This is a genomic window from Rhodococcus sp. NPDC056516, assembly GCF_042794655.1.
Taxonomy (GTDB): domain Bacteria; phylum Actinomycetota; class Actinomycetes; order Mycobacteriales; family Mycobacteriaceae; genus Rhodococcus_F.
The window spans coordinates 18,907-42,842 of sequence record NZ_JBHTTG010000009.1; the positions used below are offsets into that span (position 1 = coordinate 18,907).

Consider the following 23,936-nt stretch of genomic DNA (forward strand, 5'->3'; position numbering starts at 1 on the left):
GTGGTTAACTCCTTGCGTGCGCGCTCGATCGTGGCGGTGAGGTCTCGATACCTAACTGTGATTGTGATGGTCGCAACTATCAGTGATGCGGGCCCTGTTCGCCCCGCTGGGCGTCGATCAGATCCATCGCATCCTTCAGACCCAAGCCCGGATGTAGTTCGCGTAGTGCCTTGATTGCCGGGATGCGGTCGTCTGTCGACGCGAGTGCGTTACGGACGTCGTCGGCGGGTATTTCGGTGGGGGCAGTTGGCCCTTCCCACCACTCCGACTGAGGTTTGTTCCTGTTTCGCCAGGCTTGGACGGTGCCGTAGGCAAATCCGGCCGTCGCGAAAAGCCAGATTGCCAGGCGAACCCAGTTGCCCGTTGTCGGTTCGGTAGCCACTGTATGGATGGTGCTCGGACCGACTACGCCTATGAGCAGGACGAGGCCAATCGTCTGACCCCATCGCTCGACGCGCCTGCTCGGAACCCACCATTCGGCCATCGATCGATACTCGCACAGTGCTGCTGTTTCGATGCGACCCTGCTGTTTCGATGCGACGATGGGGACCATGGAGATTCGTGATGCGGTGGAGCGAGCACGAGCGGAATCAGGGACCTCGACGATCTTCGGTGAACCTCACCAGACCAGCGACGGAACAACGATCATCACGGTTTCGCGTCTGCATCGGCGGTGGCGCGGCGACCCGATTCCGGTGCCAGTTGGAGTGTTCTCGATCCACGAGGGCGAGCCGTCGTGGTCACCGGCTGTCGATCACACCAGGGCGGCTTTGATGGGGGAGTTCATCGGGCTGGCTGCCGCGGTGATCGCAACTCTGGCCGTTCTACGTCGACCGCCCTGGCCCGATGTGACGATTCAGAAGGGGTGACCCAGAATTACGCCGATCAGTTGGAACGGCATCGCGAGGAACATCGATCCGACGTAGAGCGGATAGCGAATCGGATCGCCGGCGAGGTAACCCTCGGCGAGCCAGGCCATGACATCTGCTGATCCCATATTCGTTACTTCCCTTCGCGGTTGTGGTTCACCGACATTTTCGGTCGTGGGAGTTGTTTTGTTACAAGCGAACTCGAAGGAGGAGTACATGTGAAGGCAGTTTCGACGCAGCAAACGTCGTCAAGCGAGATCCCCGGGGGCGGTGTCCTCTACCAGCTAAGTCTCGATACTTAGCACTGTGTCGTAGTGAAATCTGTGCATTCTGCACATGTCGGGACAATTCGGTGAGCCTTACAGTCGCTGCATGACAACGACACCTTCTTCTCTCTCAGGCAAGACCGTCGTACTGATCGGCGGCGGAACTGGCATCGGGCTGCGAGTGGCGCAGCTTGCCGTCGACGCCGGCGCGCAGGTAGTTCTAGGTGGCCGAACCGCATCCAAGCTCGAAGCAGCGGCCGCGCAGCTGGGTGAGGCTGTGCACTGGTTCACCGTCGACACCTCCGACGACGACTCGGTGAAAGCGTTCTTCACCAACATCCCCAGCGTCGACGCTCTCTTCACCACGGCTGCCGATTACCAGGTCGGCTCGTTCCGTGAACAGAGCGTCGAGGAAGCGTCGTCGCCGTTCACATCCAAGTTCTGGGGACAGTACCGCGTAGTGCACGCTGCGCTCGACAAACTGACGCCCACCGCATCGGTGGTCCTCATGTCCGGCGCCGCCAGTGTGCGACCACCTGCGGCTGCCGCGGCATACGTTGCGGCCAATGCGGCAATCGAGGGGCTCGGACGCGGGCTGGCCGTTGAACTGTCTCCCATTCGTGTCAACACCGTCGCTCCCGGAACCATCGACGGGCATCTCTGGGCTCAGCGCCCGGCAGAGGTTCGCGAGGCGGCGTTCACCTGGAGCGCCGAGAACAACGTGCTCGGGCGCGTCGGGAACGAAGACGAGATCGCGCAAGCGGTGTTCTATCTCTTCACCAACACGTACACAACGGGTTCCACGCTGTACCCCGACGGCGGGTACGCGTTGCGCTAGACGCTTGCCATGTGGCGACTGTGTGAAATGACGACTGTGCGAAATGCATTGTCGTAACACGAAGAAACGCCGATTCGCCCATAGGCGTGACCCCGGCCACATTCGTACCGTCTTCTCCGAGAACACTTCCCAACTATTCGAGGAGTCCGTCATGAACAAAGCATCAACAACCGCCGCAGGCGGAGAGGTGTCCGACGGTGACGACTACGCGCTCACCCGCGTTCCCGACGAAGCACGGTATTCGTGGTTCTCGGTGGCAGTACAGCGATTCGGTCAGGTATCGGCACTCGCACAGTTCTTGCTCGGTGCGACGCTCGGCTACGGTATGACGTTCTGGAATGCCTTCTGGGCATTGACAGTCGGGGCGGTGATTCTCGAGGTCGTCTGTATTTTCATCGGCATCATCGGGGTTCGTGAAGGGCTCAACACATCGGTGGTCGCACGCTGGTGTGGATTCGGGCACGCAGGTTCCGCGGTGATCGGTCTGGTGATCGGGGTCAGCCTGATCGGCTGGTTCGGCATTCAATCTGCTGTCTCTGCATCAGGTTTGCACGGAATCATGCCGTTTCTGCCGCAGTGGGCGTGGGCTTTGGCCTTCGGTCTCCTGATCACCGCGATAGTCCTTCGCGGGTTCGGATCCATGCAACTGATCGCCAACATCACCGTTCCGCTGTTCCTGATCCTGGTCGGTTGGGCCGTCATCTCCGAACTGCGCAATCACTCGCTGTCCGATTTGATGACATCTGCTCCAGCCGGGCCGGAACTCAGCTTCCTCGCCGGAACCACCATCGTCGCAGGCGGTTTCATTGCCGGAGCTGTGATCACACCCGACATGACGCGTTTCAACCGCACGGCGGGCGATGTCGTGAAGCAGACGCTCGTCGGAATCACGTTGGGTGAATACGTGATCGGGCTGACCGGTGTTCTTCTTGCCCATGCCGTTCGCAGTTCCGACATCGCCACGATCATTCTCTCATCGGTCGGTTGGGTCGGCGTTCTCATCATCGTTCTCGGCACCTTCAAGATCAACGACTGGAACCTCTACAGTTCCGGCCTCGGCATCGTGAATTTCATCGACGTCGTGTTCGGTCGACGGATCAACCGCGCTATTGTCACAGCGGTTGTGGGCGTTACCGGTTCGATCCTTGCCGCTGCCGGAATCCTGAACTCGTTTACCGACTTCCTGATCCTGTTGGGCGTCGGTTTCCCGCCGATCGCCGGGATCATGGTGGCGGAATACTTCATCGTCAAGACCTGGCGCAAGGATCTGGAGGAGAGCCGCGCCGCCGGTACCCTTCCGAGTTCGGCGCCCACCTGGGTACCGGCCACGTTGGTGATCTGGATCGTCTCGGCGCTGATCGGCCACTACAGCACCTTCGGACTGCCGTCGATCAACGCGGTGGCCTCGGCGTTCGTTCTCTACGTCGTCGCGGGTCGACTCGGCCTGATTCGCGGAGTCGGACGCACCGCAACCGAAGCGCCGCAGGAACCTTCGGGCTCGTCCACTCTCACTCACTAGAGACCATAAACTGTAGACAGGAGTTCACGATGCGAATCGGAATCGACGTCGGTGGTACAAACACCGACGCGGTCCTGATGGACGGGACCACCGTCATCGGGCATGTCAAACACTCGACCAGCAAAGACATCACCGGCGGCATCGGCGGAGCTCTGACGGCGCTGCAGCAGCAGTACTCGTTCTCTCCCAATGCTGTTCAAGCTGTGATGATCGGGACGACGCACTTTCTCAATGCTCTCATCGAGCAGCGCGGGCTTGCTCCCACTGCGGCTCTGCGATTGGGGCTTCCGGCGACCGCGGCTCTGCCCCCGATGGTGGGGTGGCCACGTGACCTGGTCTCCGCCGTGCAGGGAAGGCACTACCTCGCTCACGGTGGGCACGAGTTCGACGGTCGTCGCATTTCACCGTTGGATCCCGACGAGATCCGCCGCCATGCCGCCGACATGGCTCGTAGCGGTACACGTTCGGTCGCAATATCTTCGGTGTTTTCGCCAGTCAATCTCGAATGCGAAGCGGTTGCCGCGGAGATCGTGCGCGAGGAACTCGGACCGGACGTCGCAATTTCGCTCTCGCACGAGATCGGGCGAGTGGGTCTACTCCAGCGTGAGAACGCGACCATCATCAACGCAGCACTGCGGGAGCTTGCCGATCACATCGTCGACGGTCTTGCCCGTTCGTTGGTCGAGCACGGCATCGTCGCACCTCTCTATCTGAGTCAGAACGACGGCACCTTGATGGACATCGAGTACGCAAGACGTTATCCGGTAGCAACTTTCGCGTCAGGACCGACCAACTCCATGCGCGGCGCCGCTGTGCTTTCCGGTCTGGCGAGCTGTGCGGTGATCGACATCGGAGGTACCACCACGGACGTCGGCGTACTGACCAATGGCTTTCCGCGGGAAGCAACCACCGAGGTGACGGTCGCCGGAGTACGGACCAACTTCCGCATGCCGGATGTCTTCTCGATCGGTATCGGTGGTGGTTCGTTGGTGGATGCGGACGGGCTCACGGTGGGGCCGGAATCGGTGGGGTACGAATTGGGCTCACGAGCACTCGTCTTCGGCGGAGACACGTTGACCGCTACAGATATCGCGGTCGCTGCGGGTTTGGCCGACGTCGGCGACCACAGTGCGGTGGCACACCTCGACCGCGGGTTGGTGTCGACGGCTCTCGAACGGATCTCGAGGAGAGTCGCCGACGCCGTGGAGCAGATGCGGACCACGTCGGACCCGTTACCGGTGGTGGCGGTAGGCGGGGGATCAGTATTGCTGGAACGCGAACTTCCCGGCCTTGGCGCGGTGATTCGCCCTGAGCGTTTCGACGTTGCCAATGCCATCGGCGCCGCGATCGCGCAGGTCAGTGGTGAAGTCGACCGTGTCGAAGCGGTGCGAGACGGGCACCGGCAGGTCTTTGCCGACGACGCTCGCCAGGAGGCGATCGACCGGGCAGTCGCCGCAGGCGCACGGCCCGAGTCGGTGCAGATCGTGGAGTTCGACGAGGTCCCGATTCCGTATCTGCCGGGCAACGCAACACGTATTCGAGTGAAGGCAGTCGGGGATCTGGCACTGCACAGTGGCGACCTGGCGCTGCACAGTGGTCTGGTCTCCACCGGTCAGGAGGGCTCACGATGAGTTGGACACTACGCACGGCGGACCTCGACGACCTCGCCAGGGGCGCTGCCTTGTTGGGCACCGGCGGCGGGGGAGATCCGTTCGTCGGCAAGATGCTGGTCACGCAGGCGCTCGGTGAAGCCGGTGAAATCACTATTCTCGATCCGGAGGAACTCGACGACGACGCGTGGGTGATTCCCGTCGCTCAGATGGGTGCACCGACCGTTGTGGTCGAAAAGATGCCGCGCGGAACAGAACCCGAGCTGGCGCTGATCACGTTGGAGAAGCACACGGGGCGAACTGCAGATGCCACGATGCCGATGGAGTGCGGCGGGATCAATTCGATGATTCCGTTGCTGGTGGCCGCACGGCGCGGCCTGCCGGTTGTCGATGCCGACGGGATGGGACGAGCCTTTCCTCAGCTCGAGATGGAAACCTTCTCGGTGTACGGGATTTCGGCGAGTCCGCTCGCCATGGCGAACGAGCACGACGAGGTGGCGATCTTCGACACCGGCAGTGACAACAGCAGATTGGAAGGCCTCGCCCGCGGGGTGACGTCGAGGTTCGGTGGGATGGCGCACATCGCGCAGTACTCGATGACGGGTGCGGATGTGAAGCGCACGGCGATCCCACGGACTCTGTCGTTGGCCTTGACCATCGGCCGGTCCATCAGGCTTTCACGTGAGCAGCGGGTGGATCCGGTGCTGGCGCTGGTGGACAGTCTCGCCGACACGCTCTACGGATACGGGCGAGTTCTCTTTCATGGCAAGGTGATCGATGTCGACCGGCGAACCGACGAGGGGTTCGCTCGGGGTTCGGTGCGGATTGCCGGCGTCGGAGACGAGCAACTCGAGGTTCAATTCCAGAACGAAAATCTGATTGCCCTGCAGTCCGGAGTACAGCACTCCGGAGTGATGGTGGCGATCGTGCCCGACCTGATCTGCATCGTCGAGGCCGACACTGCCGAACCCATCACCACCGAGGGCTTGCGGTACGGGCAGCGCGTTGCGGTGATCGGGATCGCTACTCCTCCCATCATGAGAACACCGGAGGCACTGGCGGTTTTCGGACCGGCGAGTTTCGGACTCGATCGGCCGTTTCTGCCGGTGGAGACGCTCGAGCGACCCGTGCTGGCAGAATAGCGAGCCGTGAGCACCCTGCACGCGGTCCGGGAGGCCGACCTCGACGCGATCGCAGCGGGGGCGGTGGTCCTGGGCTGCGGTGGGGGCGGCGATCCACGCCTGTTCGTGGAAATGCTGCGTCCACTGATGACGTCAACTTCGGTGGAGGTCATCGCGCCGGACCAATTGCCGGAGGAGGCATTGGTGATGCCGGTGGGGATCGTCGGATCGGCCCTGGCTTTGGAGGAGCAATTGCCCTCCGGTCGTGAGTTTGCAGATACTGCAGCAGCTTTGACGCGCTGGACCGGGAAGCGTCCGACCGCGGTGATGACTTTCGAAGGCGGTGGACTCAACGCTCTCTCCGGCATTGCGGCGGCGTTGGCGTTGAGAATTCCCGTGGTCGACGCGGACCTGCTGGGTCGAGCGATGCCGCGGCTCGATCACTTCTCTCTCGCCGCAGCCGGTTTGGAATTGTGCCCGGTCACCCTCGCCCAGCCCGGCGGCCTCATTACCGTCGTCGACGGAGTGGATGTGCTGGGCGCCGAGGTAGCAGTGCGGTCGTTGATCGGGAGAACCAGCGGTTGGGGCGCTCTGGCCATCGCGTCGATCGATGCGCGGACTGTGCAGGAGGCGTGCATTCCGGGAACTCTCTCCCGGGCACACGAACTCGGTCAGCACATCGGGACCCTCGGCAGTTGGCAGGAGATCGCCGAGGCCATCGGAGCACGGGTACGGGGGACAGGCCGAGTGCGTGCGGTGCGTCGTGGTCACCCGGACGCCGGCGATCGTCGGGGCAACGTGATTCTCGAACACGGTTCTGCGGTGATTCGAGTCGAATTCGAAAGTGAGTTCCTGACCGTCGCGCTGGACGGCGAGATGATCTCGACGTGCCCCGACATCGTGACACTGCTCGACGTCCGGACCGGCGCCTTCGTCTCGTGTGAATCCGTGCACCAGGGCCAGGACGTGGCCGTGTTGGTTCTGCCCTGCCCTCAGTGGTGGGCCGAAGATGTAAGCAGATTGAAAGTTGTCGGCCCGCGTGCATTCGGGATCGACCACGACGCAGTGCTGATGGAGGCGCGATGAGCGCGAGTGTTTCGGCGTTGCTGAACAACCCGATTTTTGTCGGGTTGTATCGACTTGCCGGCAACGGTGATCCCGTCGTCACGACAGTGGGAGCACTCACCGGGGAATCGACACAGTCGGCCGAGGCCGTGTCGGGTACGGCGAGTTCAGGATCAGTTCTGGTGATTCTCGATCTAATCGACATCGGAGAGTGGAGATTCGATGCTCTCCTTCGAAGAACGGCGGCGACCGGATGCCAGGTGGTCGCTGTGCACAGCACTGCGGCAGAGGATGCCAGTCTCACGTTGCTCGCCGATCGGCTCGGACTGGTGGTGCTCGGAGTGTCCGACCCGTGGCAGTTCAGCGTGGATCTTCGTGATCTTCTCTCGAATTCGCGGGCGGTGATGGCCGACGCGGTACTGCGGGCGACACACGCGGGCCAGCGTGCCGGTGGAAGCGTCGAGAATCTTCTGTCGTTGTTACTGAACACCTTTCAGCGTTCGTTCATTCTCCTGGACTCGTCCGGACGTCCGCTGACCGGTGCTGACCTGTTGTCGGACGACGATCGAGCGGCCGCAGGTACGTTGTCGGGCCGCGGGGCGCCCACCACTGTCGAATTGGACTCCGGCGGGGTTCTGATCGCGTGCCCGGTGATGTCCGGCGCAGCCCGAGAGCCCTGGCTGGCGGTGCTGCTCCCGGTGCGTCAGAGCGTCGAAGAGGCTTCTCTCTCAGTCGTTCTCGATGTGGCCTCGTTGGCTGTCGGTCACCGGCTGGCCGTTGCGCGTATGGTCGACGAGCGCGAAGCGCGTCGGCGTAGCGCGTTGCTGGGTGAACTCGTCGACACGTCCGCAGACGCCACGCCCGGACTGCTCAGGCGCGCACTCGACGCCGGTTGGGCGCTGGACGGCTGGCACATCGGCATCAAAGTCCTGGCCATCGGCGAGGTTGACCTGGTGGCCAGGCGCACTGAGGTTGCAGACGCCCTCGCAGCGGAGGGAATCGACGCCAACGTTGTGGAACAGGCTGACGGCTGGGCAGCGTGGACGACTCTGCCGGGTGAGCCGCGACCGGAGGCGATCACCAGGATCGCCGAACGTATTCGCGCAGCTCAAGCGCGGTTGGAGCCCACAATGGAGACGTGGGTGGGAGTGGGACGCGCGCACGATGGCCCTGCCGGTATCGGAGCGTCTCTGTCGGAGGCGGGGGATGCCGCTCGCCTCGCCGGTTCCCGGTCGCACACCGGCCGGTTCCTGCACGTGGACCGCCTCGGGCTGGCGCAGTTGCTGCTGGCGTGGACGCGAACCGACACGTTTCAGCCCGCCGCCGCGGCACTGCTCGCGCCGCTACGAGATTCGAGTGGAGAGTTGCTCGAGACTCTCTCGACGTACCTCGACGAAGAATCGTCTCTGGCTCACACCGCAACTCGAATGGGCTTGCACCGCAACACCGTATCGAGTCGGATCGATCGAATTCAGCGCCTTCTCTCGGTGGATCTGGCCGATCCGGAAACCAGGCTTGCACTCCACCTCGCCTGCCGGACGATTACGCCGTGACGACGGGCTTCGCAGCTTCGTCTTGACAAGCACGGGACGTTCCTGCCATCCTCGTTGCCAGGTCACGAGTACCAGTGTTCAGCCCCGGCTTGCTGGTCGGCAACCCTCCTCCGCGGTGGGGTGCTCCGGGTGACGACCCGGCTGCGTTCGAAAACGAATGCGGCAAGCGCGGACTCTTCCGGGGCCATCTCCCGACGAACGAGTCCTTGAACGTGAGGATTGTCTTCGATGACTGCTGTATTGAGTGCCGACACCTGCTGCACCGCTCCGATCGCCAAGGTTTCGGGTGCTGACCTGCAGGTTCCGCTGGTTCAGGGCGGCGAATGCTCCTACGCCAACTTCGACTACGCCGCCAGTGCGCCGGCATTGGCCCAGGTCACCGACCGTATTGCCGAGTTGTTGCCCACGTACGCCAGCGTCCACCGCGGTGCCGGCTACGCCTCCCGGATCTCCACCCTCACCTACGAGAACGCTCGTGAATCCGTTGCTCGTTTCGTGAACTGTGCCGACGATCAGGTCGTCGTCTTCACCCGAAACACCACTGATTCGTTGAACCTGCTGGCTCAGTGTGTCCCCGGCAGCACCGTTGTCCTCGACGTCGAGCATCACGCAAACCTGTTGCCGTGGAACGACGCTCGTATCGTCACCGCCGCAGACACCATCGAAGAGACCATCGAGCGTCTGATCGGTGAACTGTGCACCAAGCCTGCCGCACTGCTCGCAATCACCGGCGCCTCCAACGTGACCGGTGAGATCCTGCCGATTGCACGCTTGGCTGACATCGCTCACCGTTGCGGCGCACGTATCCTCGTCGACGCTGCTCAGTTGGCTCCCCACCGCCGCATCGACCTGCAGGAATGCGGCGTCGACTACGTGGCGTTCTCGGGCCACAAGCTGTACGCACCCTTCGGCGCCGGCGTTCTGGTCGGACGCCGTGACTGGCTCGACGAGGCTCAGCCGTACCTCGCCGGCGGCGGCGCCGTGCGTGAGGTGACCATCGAATCCACCGAGTGGGCTTGCGCGCCCGCACGCCACGAGGCCGGTTCGCCCAACGTTCTCGGCGCCGCAGCAATCGCGACCGCATGCGAAACCTTGCACGCTCTGGACTTCGACGTCATCGCCGAGCATGAGAAGGCACTCACCGCCCAGCTCACTGACGGCTTGTCCGCCATCGAGGGCGTCTCACTCGTACGGCTGTGGAACGACGCTCCTGACGGCGTCGGAATCGTCACCTTCACCGTCGACGGATTCGAAGCGGGCGAGATCGCCGCATTCCTCTCCGCCGAGCACGGCATCGGAGTTCGCGACGGTCGCTTCTGCGCACATCCAGTTCTCGCACGCCTCGGCCTCTCCGGCGGTGCAGTTCGCGCCAGCCTCGGCCTCGGTAGCAGCTCGGACGATGTGACGCGGTTGGTCGACGCCGTGAACATCCTGGTTTCGGATCAGCGTGATTGGAACTACGCGAAGACTGCCGGTGCGTGGAACCCCGTGCCCGAGACCCGCCCCTTCCTCGGAGCCGCAGACGACAATGCCGGCGCAGCCGAGTGCGTCTGAGCTGAGCTCGGTCCCCGAAAACTCGAACGGACAACTAGCATGGCAGCCATGGCACCAGCGGACTTTCCCGCCACTCCTTCGAGAGTGAGTATCACTCTCGGTCAGTGGTGCCGTCGCCATGTCGATCTGTGCCGCACCTCGTCAGGAATGTGTTCGAGCTGACGATTCGTCTCGCTCATCCCACACTTTTCTGATTTTCGGAGGTCTCACATGTCTTCACTCGCTTCGCATTCTCTGCACGTAGCGGTCGAGTTGACCGGATCCGGTCACCATCCGGCCGCTGAGGGCGCACCCGGCAACCTGCCCATCATCGGCGGCGACTACTGGGTGGACCTCACCGAGGGCGAAAAGGCTCTCGATTTAGCTTCATTCCCTACCAATGTGGTTCGGATTCGCGCTGCGGATCTGCGTGAGGCACAGCTCGAACGTGCACGGATACGCGCTGCCGTCGCCGAAGAAGGACGCGATCCCGACGGCGTCGCAGTACTGGTCGATCTCGAGATTCTGATCGCGCCGGAGGCTCGCTCCGCTCGCAAAGAGCTTGCACAGTTGGACAGCGCTTTGACTGCGCCGCGGGTTCCCGTTTCGCTTCACTACGTCGGAACGCCTTCCGGTCTCGGCAGTTTGATCGCCGATATCCGAGCTGCCGATGTCGCCGACGGCGTTACGTTGTTGCCTCTCGCATTACCCCGCACTCTCGAGCACCTGGTGGACAGCACCATTCCGTGGCTCCAGGACCGCGGCCTGGTGACACCGTCCACCGCAGTCGACGAGGTCCTCGGCCGTTTCGGACTGCCGCCCCGTCAGCGCACGCTCGCGTCCTGATCGCCACCGATTGCATCTGCGTACAGGTGGAACAGCGACGGTAGTTTGTCGACGCCGTCCACCTGTGCCAGCAGCGTCCAGCACTGTGCCGTGACGGAGCGCGCCCGCTTGCCGATCCAGTTGGTGGGCAGTAATTCCGGTGGCAGTAGCGGATCCGGTTCCATGGCTCGCGTGAACTCCGCCGCGAGCTCGATGGTCATCGTGACAGCATCGGTGCCCGGAGTGTTCTGCAGTTTGTGCAGGCGTGCGGTCGCTACGTCGAGCAGCCGTTCATATCCGTCAGCGATCTCGCCCAATGGCCACAACTGCGCGGCAATCTTCACCGGGTCTTCGTGCATGCCCACTTTCAGATCTCGAGTGGTGAGAGAAGACAGGTGCTGTTCGACGTCGAGTTCGGCGGCCGCATCGAGAACGTACGGTTCCCAGGCGTGCGGCGAGACGTACAGACCGCCCTGGACGAGCGCGCCGCCGAGGTAAACGACCCTGGTGCGCAGCGCATCTCGTGCTTTCCGTGACGACTCCGGAATTGCGAATCCGACCAGATGCCAATATCCGTCCCACGGTGTCGCAGTGGTGCGATCTTGTTGATAGGCCAGCCGAACGAAATCGACGTCGGGTTCCATCTCCCGCAAGGCTTTCGGTGTTGCTCGTAGCGTGGACTGCCGCCCGCGACCTTCCTGAGTGAACTTTCCCTCGGTGACCAACCGTTTGATGCACAGCCGAACCTGTTGATCTGTTTTGCCGAGGGCGTCGGCGGTGGCATAGAGGGTGTGCCCGTCGACAGTTCCGTCCGTGCGCAGTAGCCCCTCGATCAAAATCCTCGTGGGTACATCGACGTCTCTGTCGGTCATCGCCCTGCCCTTTCCTCGCGTCTCGACATCTTCGCCCATAACTGTACTATCGAAGTCAAAACGATCGTTTTCACTTCGTACGTTAGGGCGGGAAGATGGCAGTGCAATCGGAGAGTGAGAGGAAGAGTAGCCCTCGTTTGCGCAGGTGGGTGGTTACTTCCCTGGCAGTGGTCGTTGTCCTGATCGTTGGACTTGTGGGCTGGACGCTGTACCAGAACAGCTACGACATCCGCGAGGAAAAAGTGACGATCACTGGGGGATCGGTGCCACTCCAGGGAGTCCTTGCATTGCCCGAGCATGGTGACGGCCCCTTCGGGCTCGTGGTTTTCGTCCACGGAGACGGACCGATCGATGCAACACACGACACCTTCTATCGGCCGCTCTGGGAGGCATTCGCAAAGGCGGGGTACGCGTCACTCTCCTGGGACAAGCCGGGGGTGAACGGGGCGCCGGGCAACTGGCTCGATCAGAACATGGACGATCGGGCGGCGGAAACGGAAGCGGCAATCGCGTGGGCGCGGGGGCGTTCGGATATCGATCGCTCGCGGATCGGTCTGTGGGGTGCCAGCCAGGCAGGGTGGGTGATGCCCAAGGTGGTGAACCTCGACCCGGGCGTCGCGTTCGTCATTGCCGTGGGCCCCGCGATCAACTGGCTACAGCAAGGTGAATTCAATACCCTTGCCGAACTTTCCGAGAGAAATGCGTCGGCCGACGAGTTCGAGAAAGCGCGGGTCGACCGCTCGAAGAACTTGGATCAGTTGGCACGCGATGCATCGTTCGGCGATCTCGTGGCCTCCGGCGAGGCTGACGGTCTCACCGAAGACCGGTGGAACTTCATCCGAAAGAACTACCTCTCGGATGCGCGAGCCGATCTCGAAACCGTGAAGGTTCCGGTGCTCTTGATTGTCGGCGGACAAGACGTCAACGTCGACGTGGCAGACACCGAAAGGGTGTATCGCGAATTGCTCGACACTCCAGGGCAATTGGTGGTCAAGAAGTACCCCGACGCTACGCATTCGATCGTGGACAAGGATCTCGAAGACTCGGAAGTGAGGTCCGCTCTGGTGGCCGTCCTTGCTCCCCGTTCGATCTTCACCCCCGGGTATCTAGCAGAACAGACTGCATTCTTGGAGGGAATTCATGGCTGACGGAATCACGGTTGTCGCTCTGGGCGGTGCCGGTGCCATGGGCTCGGCAGCAGTTCGTCTGGCCGCAACATTGCCGGGAATCGGCAAGGTAGTAGTCGCGGATCGCGATATCGATGCTGCGAAGCGTCTTTCAGTTGAACTGGCGCAGGCGTCAGCGGAAGTCGAGGCGCGCAGCATCGACGTCACGGACGGTCGCACGCTACGTGAATTGCTTGACGGCGCAGACGTGGTCGTCAATACGGTCGGACCGTTCTTCCGTTTCGGCGTCGGCATTCTCCAGGCAGCGATCGAGACCGGGACTCACTATCTCGACATCTGCGACGACTGGGAGCCGGCCGTCGACATGCTGGAATTGGACGGTGCTGCCAGGGAAGCCGGAATCTGTGCGGTAGTCGGCATGGGCGCAAGTCCCGGGATGAGTAACCTCCTGGCCGCGATGGCAGTCTCGCGATTGGGCGTGGTCGACGATCTGTACACAGCCTGGCCGGTTGATGTCGACGGCGAGGACGAGTCGGTGGATGCCGTCAGTGCCGCTGCCGTTCACTGGATGCAGCAGATCAGCGGCAAGGTTCCGGTGGTTCGTGCGGGTCGAATCGTCTACGAAGAACCGTTACGTTCCATCGCACTGCAACTGCCCGGCGGACGCCGCGGAAACGCTTACGTGGTCGGGCATCCTGAGCCGGTGATGTTTCATCGGACCTTCAGTCCCTCAGGCCATTCGGCTGATCTCATGGTGATCACACCGGAAACTGTTGCGTTTCTCGACGTCCTCCGTGCGGATATCGACAAGGGGATAATCGATCTCGACGCGGCCGCTGAAGAATTGGGCAAGCCCTCGCTCCGGCGGATGATCCGCGCTGCACCTCGAATGCTCACGCGTGCCGACCACGGATCCCTGCCGTTGTTCTTCGCCTCGGCGACAGGAACGTTCGACGGAAGAGCGATGCGCGTCGTGGCCCGGATTGCAGACGATTCACCGGTGTCGGAGTTGCTGTCGGACATGGCCCGTGTGACTGGAATCCCTTTGGCGCTGGGCCTTGCTCAGGTCGTATCCCGGCTGGCCGACGGAACGATTTCGGATCGGGTCGGTGTGCACTCACCGGAGAGTGTCATCGATCCGGAAGTTCTGTTCACAGCGCTGGCGCGATTGTTCGATCGAACCGATTGGAGGGAGATCGTTACCGTCGAATCCGAGTTCCGCTAGTCAGTTCGCGGCGTGCGATCCGATGCGACTGCGGATTTCGGCGTCGACTCGGTCTGCGTCTTTGGGGCTGAACGAGGGTGCTCCACGGCCGGTGAGGGTGAGTACCACCGCAGTCTCCTTCCACGGACGTGAAAGATCCAGGCTGTACCACGAGCTGAAATCTGTTGTTCCCCAGATTCGTAGGCGTCCGCTCAGCCACGACATGACTCCGAGGTCGACGGATTCGATCTGCGAGTACGGGACGAACTTGCTGACAAACGGGAAGTAGTAGTGGTGGATCGTCACGCCCTGATTGTCGATCCGGACGGTTCGGTCCTCGTAGATTGTCGATGCTCCTGCACTCACAGTGATAACCCGGTTCCTGCTGGTCGATGCTCTCGGCGGCTGCCTGAAAACCAACCATACAGTCTTTATCGGGGCAGGCTGCGAGCGCGGGCGTCAAGTGCTGGTGGGCCTTGAGACGACGAGATCGCTCACCGCGATCTGGGCATTGCCGATTGCCGTCTGAACTGGTTCACAACTGCTCGATGCTCGGGCGAGCGCAAGAACTGCGGTGAGCAGGGCAGCGTCGGGTTGTCCTTCGAACGGTCCGCCCTCGACATCGAACTTTCCGGCCCGCAACTGCTTTCGGGCGTTGATTCCCAGTTGTGAAATTACCTCGTCCATGGCGGTCAGACACTGGGCGAGCGCGCCGATGGACCAGTAGAGATCGGCGGCGACGACAGGTGTCTGCGTTGCCACGGTGCCGGCGCGGCGCAATCGGTGGTGGGTGTCTCGGAGTATCTCGGGCAGTCCGTGGTCTGCGCAGTGTTCCATCCCGCTGCCTCCGTAAGGTGTAAAGTTAGGTTATTCAATTACGGTAAGGCAGGGAGGTAAGGGATGCAAGTAGTTTTAGACGATTACGTATCCGGTGCGTCGTTTGCGACGGACCTGGTCAACACCTCACCCCGAGTGTGGGTGGAGGCCGGTGACGCGTTGCCGGATGCCCAGACGCTTCACGATCTACTGGATGAACACGGACTCTCGCCGGACGCGCTCCGCAACGGGCATCGGCTTACCAGCGGTGAACTTGCCGACGTCAAGGAACTCAGAGAGGGGATTCGTTCGATTCTCGATGCTCCGACTTCTGATGAGCTCGTTGATCGCACTCATCGACTCCTGCAGACCGTCCCACATCATGTTCGACTCACGCCAGATTCCCAGAACTGCTATCGGTGGAATGCAGTACCGGACAACACAATCGATCTCGCGGGTGAACTCACGTTGTTGATCGGATACTCGTTGCTGGGGACTCTGCGCACATTGGGGTACGAACGATTCCGCCCATGTGCATCGCCGACGTGCAACGGGGTGTTTGTCGATACAAGCCGGGGAGGGCGACGCCGCTACTGCATGCCGGCGTTGTGCGGCAACCGAATCAACGTCGCGAATCACCGTCAACGGCAGCGTGATACATAGTCGCTGTGCTTGCCCGGTCGATAGTGACAATCGAACAGAGTACGGCCGAGTGTATGGGTCACTTCAACGAGATCCAGACCACGTCAGTCCCGCACCATTGTCGCCATGGCAACTTCTAGTAGATGGCGGCTCGTATGAAAGCTCGTTCTGTCTCCGCGACAGCAGTTATCAGCGTTGGCGTGTTCACCCTGGCTGGGTGTGGCGGTGCGTCCAGCCCCGAAGGCTCGGTCGGTGAGTATGCAAAGGACGGCAGTTTCACGACTGTCATCAACGCCGATCCCGGAAATCTGCATCCTCTGATCACCAATCTCACGTCGACGCAGATCGTCAACGCGTACTCGTACGATTCGTTGATCGACGTCGATGCGCAAACACGCACTGTGCGTCCGTACCTGGCGGAGAGCTGGACGGAAGAAGGAAACACGCTGAAGTTCGTGCTCAAGAAGGGCATCACCTGTGCCGACGGCACTTCCTTCACCGCACAAGCCGCGGCCGATGACATCAATTGGGTCATGGATCCTGAAAATGCTTCACCGCTACGCGGATCCACTGTGCCGATGTCGACTTCGGCCTCAGCGGACGGTGACGAACTGACGGTAACCACCGCCGAACCCGCCCCCTTCCTGCTCTCTCGAGTCGGCGCGTTGCGGCTTCCGTGTGCCGCGACGCTCGAAGATCCGGCCAGCATCCGTTCGAGTAGCAACGGCACGGGTCTGTTCAAGGTCACCGAAGTTGTTCCGAACGATCACATCACGATGGAACGCCGCGACGGTTACACCTGGAGTCCGAACGGCGAGACCACGTCTGACACTCTCGGGGTGCCGAAGACAGTGACGATCAAGATTGTCACCGATCCCAGTACGACGGCGAATCTTGTTCTCACCGGCGGGGTCAATGCCGCAGCGGTGACCGGTTCGGACGAGGAGCGAGTGCTGGCAGCTGGTCTTGATTCGAAGACGTACACCACGTTGTCCGGTGAGTTCATCTTCAATCATTTCGCGTCTCTGCCCACGGCGGACCGCGCTGTGCGACAGGCTCTTGTGCAAGCCGTCGATCTCGACGACTACACCGAGATCACCAGCGGAGGTAAGGGAACCCGCGCACGCGCACTCGCGGTGTCGGAACCCCTCGCCTGCGATTACAACAGTGTCGAAGGAACGATTCCCGAGTTCGACGTCGACGCAGCCAAGAAGACCTTGTCCGACGCCGGCTGGAAGGCGGGTCCCGACGGCGTCCTGACAAAGGACGGTCGACCGCTTACCCTCAACGTGATCTTCAACAATGCCCGCGATACGAACTCTGCCGCCGCGGAATACGTAGCGACACAATGGGAAGGACTGGGGGCCAAGGTCAAACTGACCGGCGGCGACTACAGCTTCGTCATTGCCAACACGTTCAGCACCACTGACCTCTCGTCGTGGGACGTCTCCATCGGTTTGACGCTGGGCAGTGACACACCCAGTATCTTTGCCAAGTATTTCACCGGTCCCCCGAAGCCCGAAGGAGTGAACTTCGCTTCGCTCGACAACAAGAAGTACATCGAATTGTCCACTCAGGCTTCGCTTCTTCCGGGCGATGAGTCCTGCAAGGTGTGGGAGGAAAGTGAGCGGGCATTGTTCAACGACATCGACCTGCTTCCGGTGTCGACGACTCCCGCACACATGTTCTTCAACGGCGCGACGTCGATCTACCCGCCGTCGAGCGGAATCCTTCCGGGCTCGGCGATACGGGTCCTGAAGTAGATCGGGCCTGATATATGGGCACCGACCGATCTCGTCAGTTGGTGCCCATATCCGCTGTCCGAACGGGATCGCCACGTGCGGCGAAGGAGAATTTTTCGATAGTTCCGCGGATCGGCGCGAAGCTAAGGCGAGCCTCTGCCTACACTGACCAGCCCGTCGAGAGTCTTCATCAGCACATGAGTCAGGTTGACGACAACGAGATGTGCCCCCGCTGCGAATGAGTGCCGTGCCTGTTCCGCACTTGAAACGATCTCCATTCGCTTCTGGTCTGCGGCCGCGGCTTGATTGTGCAATGTGGATAGTGCTTGCAATACGCGGATGTCGTGCGGACCGTCGACACCGAACGACAATGCGAGATCGGCGGGGCCGCCCATAACGCCGTCGATCCCAGGAACTGCCATTATCTCTTCGGCGTTCGCGCAGCCGGTGTGGGACTCGATCATTACGATTACCACGGTTCGGTCGACATCTGCCTGCAAGTGTTCGCGAGCTGGTACCTGGCCGAAACGCCCGGCCCGCCCGTACGTGGCGAAGCCTCGGTCGCCGACCGGGGCGTACCGGGCTTGCTGAACCACCGTGCGAGCCTGTTCCGCGCTGTCGACGTGCGGCACGACAATTCCCGCCGCACCGTGGTCGAGAACCCGCTGGATCAGCGCTGGCTCGTTTTGCCCGACGCGCACCAGAACATCCATGCCGTGCAGTTCTGCTGCAGTGATGTGCTGTCTCAAGGCAATCAGATCTGCGGGGCCGTGTTCACAGTCGATGAACACGTAGTCCATGCCGGCGACCCCGGCCATTTCGACCAGTTCCTCCGAGGGCATCCTGACCAGGACGCCGAGAAGGTGCTCACCAGAGCGCAACTTCGCCCTCATCGGGCCACCATTCCGGCGGAGAGATCTATATCGGCTGCGCATAGGCCCGGCATTGAGAGCATCGCAGTGACGGCCGTCGCCACCTCCTCCTCGCTGACCATTCGGCCGAGAGCTGACCGAGATACGAACGCGCGTTCTGCTTCCTCGTAGGTTCCGCCTGTCCGGTCGGCTTCCAGGGTGAAGTTGCGGTGCATCCTCGCACTGTCCACCGGCCCCGGCGAGAGTGAGTTGACGTTTACGCCCAAGGGGCCGACTTCGGTTGCGAGGGTGGTGGTCAAACCGATTACTGCCATTTTCGACGCGCAGTATGGGGTTCTGCCTGTGAGTGGACGTTTCCCGGAGACGGAGGCGATGTTGATGATGTCCCCCCGTCCGGCTTCGATCATTCCAGGCAGGAAGGCGCGGCACATGAGGAATACGCCGCGCACGTTGACAGCGAATACGTCGTCCCAATCGTAGGTGGCAATTCCAGTCAACGGGGCAACTGGGCCTGGTACGCCGGCGTTGTTGATCAGGATCGATACGTCCTCATCGGCGAGTTTTTCCGCGAGTTCGTCGGCAGAAAATGCCTGTGCAACATCGCATGTCTCGGCGCGAACTGCTTTTCCGTTGGCTGCGGCGACCAAGTCGAGTTTGTGGCGGCTGCGACCTACGACGATCACTCGTGCACCGTTCTTCACCAGTTCCGCCGTAATGGCCGCTCCGAGGCCGCTACCGCCTCCTGTGACCAACGCCGTACGACCTCTGATGTACTCGCTCACAGTGATACGCTCGCGTTGTAGTGATCGCTCCAGTTAAGCTCTGCGGTACCGTATTTGGCGGCGCGAACGTCACCTGAGCGCGCGTGACCCTCGAACAGTTCTACGCGCGATGCGCGCCCGCAAACCTCACCCAACTGTGCGCTGGACGCCTTGTCGGTCACCTCGGAGTACGTCACCGTCTTGAGGTACTTTCCAACCCAGAGGCCACCTGTGTATCGCGCTGAACCACGCGTAGGGAGAACATGGTTCGTGCCGATCACTTTGTCGCCGTAGGAGACGCAGGTACCTTCGCCGAGGAAGAGACCACCGTAGTTGCTCATCGTCGCCAGGGCTTCGCGAGGATTCTCGGTGAGGACCTCTACGTGTTCGCTCGCGTAGGAATCTGCGAGCGCGTAGGCGTCGACGAGTGAATCGACGACGATGATTTCACCGTGGTTGCGCCATGCAGGTTCGGCGAAGTCTTTGGTAGGCAGGTCCGGAAGAATGTCGTCGATGTGCTTCGTGACTTTGCGCCCCAGTTCTTCCGAGGTGGTAATCAAGACTGCGGGGGAGTCCGGGCCGTGTTCCGCTTGTGAGAGCAGATCGACCGCAACGACGAACGGATCGGCGTGTTCGTCCGCAATGATCAGGATCTCGGTTGGCCCTGCAAAGAGGTCGATTCCGACCTCGCCGAAGAGTTGACGTTTGGATTCAGCTACATATGCATTGCCCGGACCTGCCAGAAGATCGACGCGGTTGACGGTTTCGGTTCCACAGGCAAGCGCTCCGATCGCCTGGACGCCGCCGAGTAAATAGATTTCGTCGGCTCCGGCGAGGTGCATCGCTGCGACAGTAGCGGCGGGTATCTCGCCGCGGATAGGTGGTGTGCAGGCGGCGACGCTGGGTACACCCGCGACCTTCGCCGTCACAATGGTCATATGCGCGGAAGCAGTCAATGGGTAGCGTCCGCCCGGGACGTATGCGCCGATCCGGTTGATCGGAATGTGCCTCTGGCCGAGATGAACTCCGGGAAGAGTCTCGATCTCGAAATCAGTCAGTGAGTCTCGCTGATGCTGTGCAAATGTACGCACTTGGTGCTGAACGAACTTGATGTCCTCGATTACCTGGTCAGGAACACCCGCGATGATCTCTTCGATGCGCGCTGCCGATAGGCGGAAAGACTCTGGGCTCCACTTGTCGAACTCTGTCGACCATTTACGCACGGCTGCATCGCCATTGGTCCGGATGTCGTCGAGGATCGACGACACTCGCTCGCTTACTTCTGTTCGATCGCGTCGTACGGACTCGGCGGGAACGGGGTTCTTCAAAACTTGGGGCATGTCTACTCCTGGGTGATGGATTCAGAGGTGGCGGGAAGCCAGCTATTGATCATTCGAGCGATTTCTACCGGCTGTTCCCAGGGGCTGAGATGGCCGGCTCCGTGTAGGTGTTCGAGGCGTGAGCGGGGGACAGCGTCGGCAATGTCTCGGTGAAAATAGTCGGGACACAGTTGGTCTCGCGTTGCCGAGACAACCAGAGTGGGGCAAGTGACATTTCGCAATTCGGGTATTGCGTCAACACGCGTGCATTGAGCGGCAAGTTGCCGCTGTAGAACGACCGGGCCGACCCGTGCAGCCATAGCGGTGAATCTGTTGGCCAAACTCGGTGGGGGTGTTTCGTCGGCGAACATCGTCGGCAGGATGTCGCGCACGATTTGCTCGAAGTCGCCGCTGGTGCATTGAGCTGCCATGCGGTTCCAGGTTCGATGCTGAATGATTGTCGGTGCTCCGGCATTGGTCGACAAGGCGCAGAACCCTGTCACCCGTTCGGGTGCAATTCGGAGTACCTCGAACCCGACGATCGCTCCAAGGCTCAACCCGGCGAGGACAAACGGTCCTTCGACTGAGGCGAGGACCTGCTCAGCCATTGCGCCGATTGTCGTGGCGTCGATCGACGCGATGACGGTGTGCGCGTCCAGTCCAGACCTGATCTCTGTCCAGAGGTCGGCGTCACAGAGCATTCCCGGGACGAGAACGACTGGCAGAGTGTTCAATTCAGGTTCCTAGTTTACGTGGGACCAGTGCGTATGGTGCCACGTAGCCGTTGTGGTCCAGGGCGTCGCCGGCATCTGCCGCGGCCTTGACCACTTCCTCGTCCCATTCCAGACGTACGCGACCGTCGCCGCTGTTGACCACTAACATCAACCCCGTCGATTCTCCGACGTTACGGATGGATCGGAACGCGCCCCGGGGGATGGAGAGTATGTCCCAGGATTCGAGGGTCACGGTGCGCGAGTCCGGGCCACGGTTGACGGTGACTTCCCATCGGCCGTCTTTGACCATGAGGACCTGGTTCTCGTTGTGGCGGTGTAGTGAAACGCCTTGTTGTGGCTGCGCTCTCAGCCAAGCGATGTTGTGGCCGTGCGGGTTGTAGATGCGAGGTTCCTGGTCGAGATCCTCGGTCATTCCGAAGCCGATGACAAGTCCGAGTTCCGCACCGCCGCCGGCGATCCGAGAGTCCAACAGTGCTCGGTCGGACCAGTCTATGTTGTCTGCGGTGGCGATCCGAGAAGCCATTTTCTCGACGCTGAATCTGCGCAGCCCGGCGATCTGCTCGGCGCTGATCGGCTCCATCAGTGGTGTGTCCTCACGGAGCTGGTCACCGGCGATGGTGTCGATCAACGTATTTTCGGCACTGAGATACAGTCCGTGTCCCTTTGCCTCTTCGAGAACAGTTGGGCCCCAGATGATACCGCCTGTGTTGTCCATGCCGAGGGCCGTGAAGAGGATTCCGTCATCGGGTCCGACATTGGTGAAACCGCGGAATATCCAGGTCGGGATCGATGCAATTTCGCCTTCGCGAAGCAGTGTTTCGCCCTCTGTGCCGTCGGCGCCCCATCGGAGTAGGTACTCTCCGCGGAAGCAGAGAAACACTTCGGCGGTGAAATGCAGGTGCAGATTGTTGGTTACGCCGTTGGGCATGGCCGCGCCACCGATTTGAAAGCCGTGAGGTTCACGGAGATTTACAACCTGGCCGGAACTCTGGGTGACCCCTCGGCCGATCATGGAGTAGTTCTTCTTCTGGTCCGAACCCGGAGTGCGGCAATCGATGAACGCTTGGTTGCAGGAGACGAAGTCATTCTGGCGGATGGTGCGCCGGGCCAGTTCCTCGATGGTGACAGTTACGTCGGACGACATGGGACCTCTCAATTGGCTTCGTTGGACTGTCGTGCATAGGAGGCTTCCAGTCGTCGTGCTGATGATTCGGCGCGATTGGAAGCTACGCATTTATACGTATGCATAGTAGGCCGACAGAGGGTTGTTGTGTCAATGCCCTGGGTCCCTTTTCTGGAAAATGGCGGCGATTTCTCAGCATCGTCCCTGTTCGGAGAACTTCTTTTCGATTGACTCGCATACAGCTCGCTGTCGGATCCGCGCGCGTCAGTCGACCGCCTATGATCCGTATACATAGTGCGGATTCTCGGCTCTGCCGGGTGGTTGAGGAATGAGGAAGCAATGGCGATCACCAGTCGCGATGTTGCACGACTGGCCGGGGTGTCGCAGCCGACGGTCTCCCGAGCTCTTCGTGGAGACCCGCGGGTTGCAACAGAAACTCGGATGCGGGTGGAAAGTGCGGTCGCGGCGCTCGGCTACGTACCAAGTGAGGCAGGACGCAGTCTCGTGACGCGCACGACCAAGCGTGTGGGGATCGTGGTCAGTGATCTGACCAATCCGTTCTATCCGCATTTGATCGGACCATTGCATGACACCCTCGAGAAGCATGGCTATCGGATGATGGTCTTCACCGAACGCTCGGACAGTCAGATTTCCATCGAGCAGCTAGTGGATGGTTCAGTGGACGGACTGGTGTTGCTGACCAGCAATGTGGGCTCCGAACTGCCTACCGAACTCAATCGGCGTCGGATTCCATTCGTGTTCCTCAATCGGGAGAGTGGCCAGGGGTTGGGCGATGCCGCTGTGGTTGACAATCAGTTGGGCGGGCGCATAGCGGCAGCCAGGCTCACTGCCCTAGGGCACCGGCGGATAGCCGGCATCTTCGGTCCTCTCGAAACCAGCACTGGTCGTGATCGTGAAATGGGCTTCCGGTTGGAGCTGGCGGATGCCGGAATCGGGCTTGTCCCCGATCTCACACGGCATGGCCCTTTCGAATTCAAAACGGGCTATCAGGCGATGACAGAACTCTTGGCTCTGCCGGAGCCGCCCACGGCCGTGTTCTGCGGAAATGATGTGGTGGCCATCGGGGCTGTCAACGCGGCGCTGTCCAAGGGCGTTCGGATTCCCGACGAAGTGAGCCTGATTGGTTTCGATGACATTCCCATGGCGGCCTGGGAAGTATTTCGGCTTACGACGATCGGCCACGACCTCGAAAAGATGGCTGCTGCCGCCGCTCAGTTGTTGGTTGAGCGGCTTCGTGGTGGCGTCGACAGCTCGCCGCGGAGGGTCGTGCTCGAACCGCAATTGATCGAACGTTCGACTCTCGGGGCACCGGCTCTCTGAAACGATCTTGCATACGTATATCTCAATGCTGTTCGTCGGTTGAATTGCGCCATCTAGCCGTGGCTGGAGTATCGACCGCGCAACGCTGGAGAATTACCTGTACCTGCAGTAAGAACGCCATGTGGGTTCTGTCCTGAGTGGGTCAGGGCTATGTCACCGAGCGAAATTTCATCGCGCCGGCTCT

General features: G+C 61.3%; 24 protein-coding genes and 1 riboswitch. Of the genes, 14 read left to right on the forward strand and 10 right to left on the reverse strand.

Going from position 1 to position 23,936, the window contains the following annotated elements; all coding sequences use genetic code 11:
* Positions 1 to 79 precede the first annotated feature (79 nt).
* Positions 80 to 484 carry a hypothetical protein gene (locus tag ACFQ6Y_RS25550; protein WP_378638650.1) on the reverse strand — a complete coding sequence of 135 codons (405 nt, stop codon included), beginning with the start codon at positions 482 to 484 and terminating at the stop codon, positions 80 to 82.
* A 58-nt stretch (positions 485 to 542) separates the two neighbouring features.
* Here ACFQ6Y_RS25550 and ACFQ6Y_RS25555 point away from each other — a divergent pair, with 58 nt between their 5' ends.
* Positions 543 to 869, forward strand: coding sequence for a hypothetical protein (locus ACFQ6Y_RS25555; RefSeq protein ID WP_378638654.1), 327 nt, complete (start codon positions 543 to 545; stop codon positions 867 to 869).
* Here the strand turns inward: ACFQ6Y_RS25555 and ACFQ6Y_RS25560 are convergent.
* Positions 857 to 997 carry a hypothetical protein gene (locus ACFQ6Y_RS25560; protein ID WP_003941170.1) on the reverse strand — a complete coding sequence of 47 codons (141 nt, stop codon included), beginning with the start codon at positions 995 to 997 and terminating at the stop codon, positions 857 to 859. The genes ACFQ6Y_RS25555 and ACFQ6Y_RS25560 overlap by 13 nt on opposite strands.
* A 244-nt stretch (positions 998 to 1,241) precedes the next feature.
* Between ACFQ6Y_RS25560 and ACFQ6Y_RS25565 the strand changes: the two genes are divergently transcribed.
* From ACFQ6Y_RS25565 to ACFQ6Y_RS25600, 8 genes are all read left to right on the forward strand, one after another.
* Entirely contained in the window at positions 1,242 to 1,973 is a 732-nt protein-coding gene (locus ACFQ6Y_RS25565) for an SDR family oxidoreductase (RefSeq protein WP_378638659.1), read from the forward strand.
* 151 nt (positions 1,974 to 2,124) lie between these two features.
* Complete coding sequence (locus ACFQ6Y_RS25570; protein ID WP_378638663.1) at positions 2,125 to 3,492, forward strand: purine-cytosine permease family protein; 1,368 nt, start codon at positions 2,125 to 2,127, stop codon at positions 3,490 to 3,492.
* A 29-nt stretch (positions 3,493 to 3,521) separates the two neighbouring features.
* Positions 3,522 to 5,123: a hydantoinase/oxoprolinase N-terminal domain-containing protein gene (locus ACFQ6Y_RS25575; protein ID WP_378638667.1), complete on the forward strand. Its 1,602-nt coding sequence runs from the start codon at positions 3,522 to 3,524 to the stop codon at positions 5,121 to 5,123.
* The gene (locus ACFQ6Y_RS25580; protein ID WP_378638670.1) at positions 5,120 to 6,244 is read left to right on the forward strand and encodes a DUF917 domain-containing protein; all 1,125 of its coding nucleotides are present in this window, start codon (positions 5,120 to 5,122) and stop codon (positions 6,242 to 6,244) included. Before ACFQ6Y_RS25575 ends, ACFQ6Y_RS25580 begins: the two co-directional genes overlap by 4 nt.
* A gap of 6 nt (positions 6,245 to 6,250) precedes the next feature.
* The gene (locus tag ACFQ6Y_RS25585) at positions 6,251 to 7,309 is read left to right on the forward strand and encodes a DUF917 domain-containing protein (RefSeq protein WP_378638673.1); all 1,059 of its coding nucleotides are present in this window, start codon (positions 6,251 to 6,253) and stop codon (positions 7,307 to 7,309) included.
* On the forward strand, positions 7,306 to 8,841 hold the full coding sequence (locus ACFQ6Y_RS25590; RefSeq protein ID WP_378638676.1) for a PucR family transcriptional regulator: 1,536 nt from the start codon (positions 7,306 to 7,308) through the stop codon (positions 8,839 to 8,841). Before ACFQ6Y_RS25585 ends, ACFQ6Y_RS25590 begins: the two co-directional genes overlap by 4 nt.
* A gap of 60 nt (positions 8,842 to 8,901) precedes the next feature.
* A riboswitch (SAM riboswitch) is annotated at positions 8,902 to 9,016 on the forward strand.
* 53 nt (positions 9,017 to 9,069) lie between these two features.
* On the forward strand, positions 9,070 to 10,395 hold the full coding sequence (locus tag ACFQ6Y_RS25595; protein WP_378638679.1) for an aminotransferase class V-fold PLP-dependent enzyme: 1,326 nt from the start codon (positions 9,070 to 9,072) through the stop codon (positions 10,393 to 10,395).
* 210 nt (positions 10,396 to 10,605) lie between these two features.
* On the forward strand, positions 10,606 to 11,220 hold the full coding sequence (locus ACFQ6Y_RS25600) for a hypothetical protein (protein WP_378638683.1): 615 nt from the start codon (positions 10,606 to 10,608) through the stop codon (positions 11,218 to 11,220).
* On the opposite strand, the gene ACFQ6Y_RS25605 is transcribed toward ACFQ6Y_RS25600, so the two are convergent.
* Complete coding sequence (locus ACFQ6Y_RS25605; protein ID WP_378638686.1) at positions 11,199 to 12,110, reverse strand: PaaX family transcriptional regulator C-terminal domain-containing protein; 912 nt, start codon at positions 12,108 to 12,110, stop codon at positions 11,199 to 11,201. The genes ACFQ6Y_RS25600 and ACFQ6Y_RS25605 overlap by 22 nt on opposite strands.
* 110 nt (positions 12,111 to 12,220) lie before the next feature.
* On the opposite strand from ACFQ6Y_RS25605, the gene ACFQ6Y_RS25610 reads away from it, so the two are divergent.
* The gene (locus tag ACFQ6Y_RS25610; RefSeq protein ID WP_378638689.1) at positions 12,221 to 13,219 is read left to right on the forward strand and encodes an alpha/beta hydrolase family protein; all 999 of its coding nucleotides are present in this window, start codon (positions 12,221 to 12,223) and stop codon (positions 13,217 to 13,219) included.
* Positions 13,212 to 14,423, forward strand: a complete 1,212-nt coding sequence (locus tag ACFQ6Y_RS25615; protein ID WP_378638692.1) for a saccharopine dehydrogenase family protein — start codon at positions 13,212 to 13,214, stop codon at positions 14,421 to 14,423. Before ACFQ6Y_RS25610 ends, ACFQ6Y_RS25615 begins: the two co-directional genes overlap by 8 nt.
* On the opposite strand, the gene ACFQ6Y_RS25620 is transcribed toward ACFQ6Y_RS25615, so the two are convergent.
* Both ACFQ6Y_RS25620 and ACFQ6Y_RS25625 read right to left on the reverse strand, forming a co-directional pair.
* On the reverse strand, positions 14,424 to 14,768 hold the full coding sequence (locus ACFQ6Y_RS25620) for a hypothetical protein (protein WP_378638696.1): 345 nt from the start codon (positions 14,766 to 14,768) through the stop codon (positions 14,424 to 14,426).
* 93 nt (positions 14,769 to 14,861) lie between these two features.
* A complete protein-coding gene (locus tag ACFQ6Y_RS25625; RefSeq protein ID WP_378638700.1) occupies positions 14,862 to 15,239 on the reverse strand; it encodes a hypothetical protein in 378 nt (125 codons plus the stop codon).
* Between the two features lie 63 nt (positions 15,240 to 15,302).
* Between ACFQ6Y_RS25625 and ACFQ6Y_RS25630 the strand changes: the two genes are divergently transcribed.
* Both ACFQ6Y_RS25630 and ACFQ6Y_RS25635 read left to right on the forward strand, forming a co-directional pair.
* Complete coding sequence (locus ACFQ6Y_RS25630) at positions 15,303 to 15,881, forward strand: CGNR zinc finger domain-containing protein (protein WP_378638703.1); 579 nt, start codon at positions 15,303 to 15,305, stop codon at positions 15,879 to 15,881.
* A gap of 134 nt (positions 15,882 to 16,015) precedes the next feature.
* A complete protein-coding gene (locus ACFQ6Y_RS25635; protein ID WP_378638706.1) occupies positions 16,016 to 17,623 on the forward strand; it encodes an ABC transporter substrate-binding protein in 1,608 nt (535 codons plus the stop codon).
* A 122-nt stretch (positions 17,624 to 17,745) separates the two neighbouring features.
* On the opposite strand, the gene ACFQ6Y_RS25640 is transcribed toward ACFQ6Y_RS25635, so the two are convergent.
* Genes ACFQ6Y_RS25640 through ACFQ6Y_RS25660 form a run of 5 tightly spaced genes read right to left on the reverse strand, consistent with a single transcriptional unit; the run spans position 17,746 to position 22,432 of the window.
* Positions 17,746 to 18,495 (reverse strand): HpcH/HpaI aldolase/citrate lyase family protein, encoded by a 750-nt coding sequence (locus tag ACFQ6Y_RS25640; RefSeq protein WP_378546074.1) that lies wholly within the window; start codon positions 18,493 to 18,495, stop codon positions 17,746 to 17,748.
* Positions 18,492 to 19,256 carry an SDR family NAD(P)-dependent oxidoreductase gene (locus ACFQ6Y_RS25645; RefSeq protein ID WP_378638710.1) on the reverse strand — a complete coding sequence of 255 codons (765 nt, stop codon included), beginning with the start codon at positions 19,254 to 19,256 and terminating at the stop codon, positions 18,492 to 18,494. The genes ACFQ6Y_RS25640 and ACFQ6Y_RS25645 overlap by 4 nt, the downstream gene beginning before the upstream one ends.
* Positions 19,253 to 20,575: a histidinol dehydrogenase gene (gene hisD, locus ACFQ6Y_RS25650; protein WP_378638713.1), complete on the reverse strand. Its 1,323-nt coding sequence runs from the start codon at positions 20,573 to 20,575 to the stop codon at positions 19,253 to 19,255. Before hisD ends, ACFQ6Y_RS25645 begins: the two co-directional genes overlap by 4 nt.
* 2 nt (positions 20,576 to 20,577) lie before the next feature.
* Positions 20,578 to 21,288, reverse strand: coding sequence for an alpha/beta fold hydrolase (locus tag ACFQ6Y_RS25655; protein WP_378638717.1), 711 nt, complete (start codon positions 21,286 to 21,288; stop codon positions 20,578 to 20,580).
* Position 21,289: 1 nt separating this feature from the next.
* Entirely contained in the window at positions 21,290 to 22,432 is a 1,143-nt protein-coding gene (locus ACFQ6Y_RS25660) for a hypothetical protein (RefSeq protein WP_378638720.1), read from the reverse strand.
* Between the two features lie 318 nt (positions 22,433 to 22,750).
* Here ACFQ6Y_RS25660 and ACFQ6Y_RS25665 point away from each other — a divergent pair, with 318 nt between their 5' ends.
* Positions 22,751 to 23,752: a LacI family DNA-binding transcriptional regulator gene (locus tag ACFQ6Y_RS25665; protein ID WP_378638724.1), complete on the forward strand. Its 1,002-nt coding sequence runs from the start codon at positions 22,751 to 22,753 to the stop codon at positions 23,750 to 23,752.
* The last annotated feature ends 184 nt before the right edge of the window (positions 23,753 to 23,936 follow it).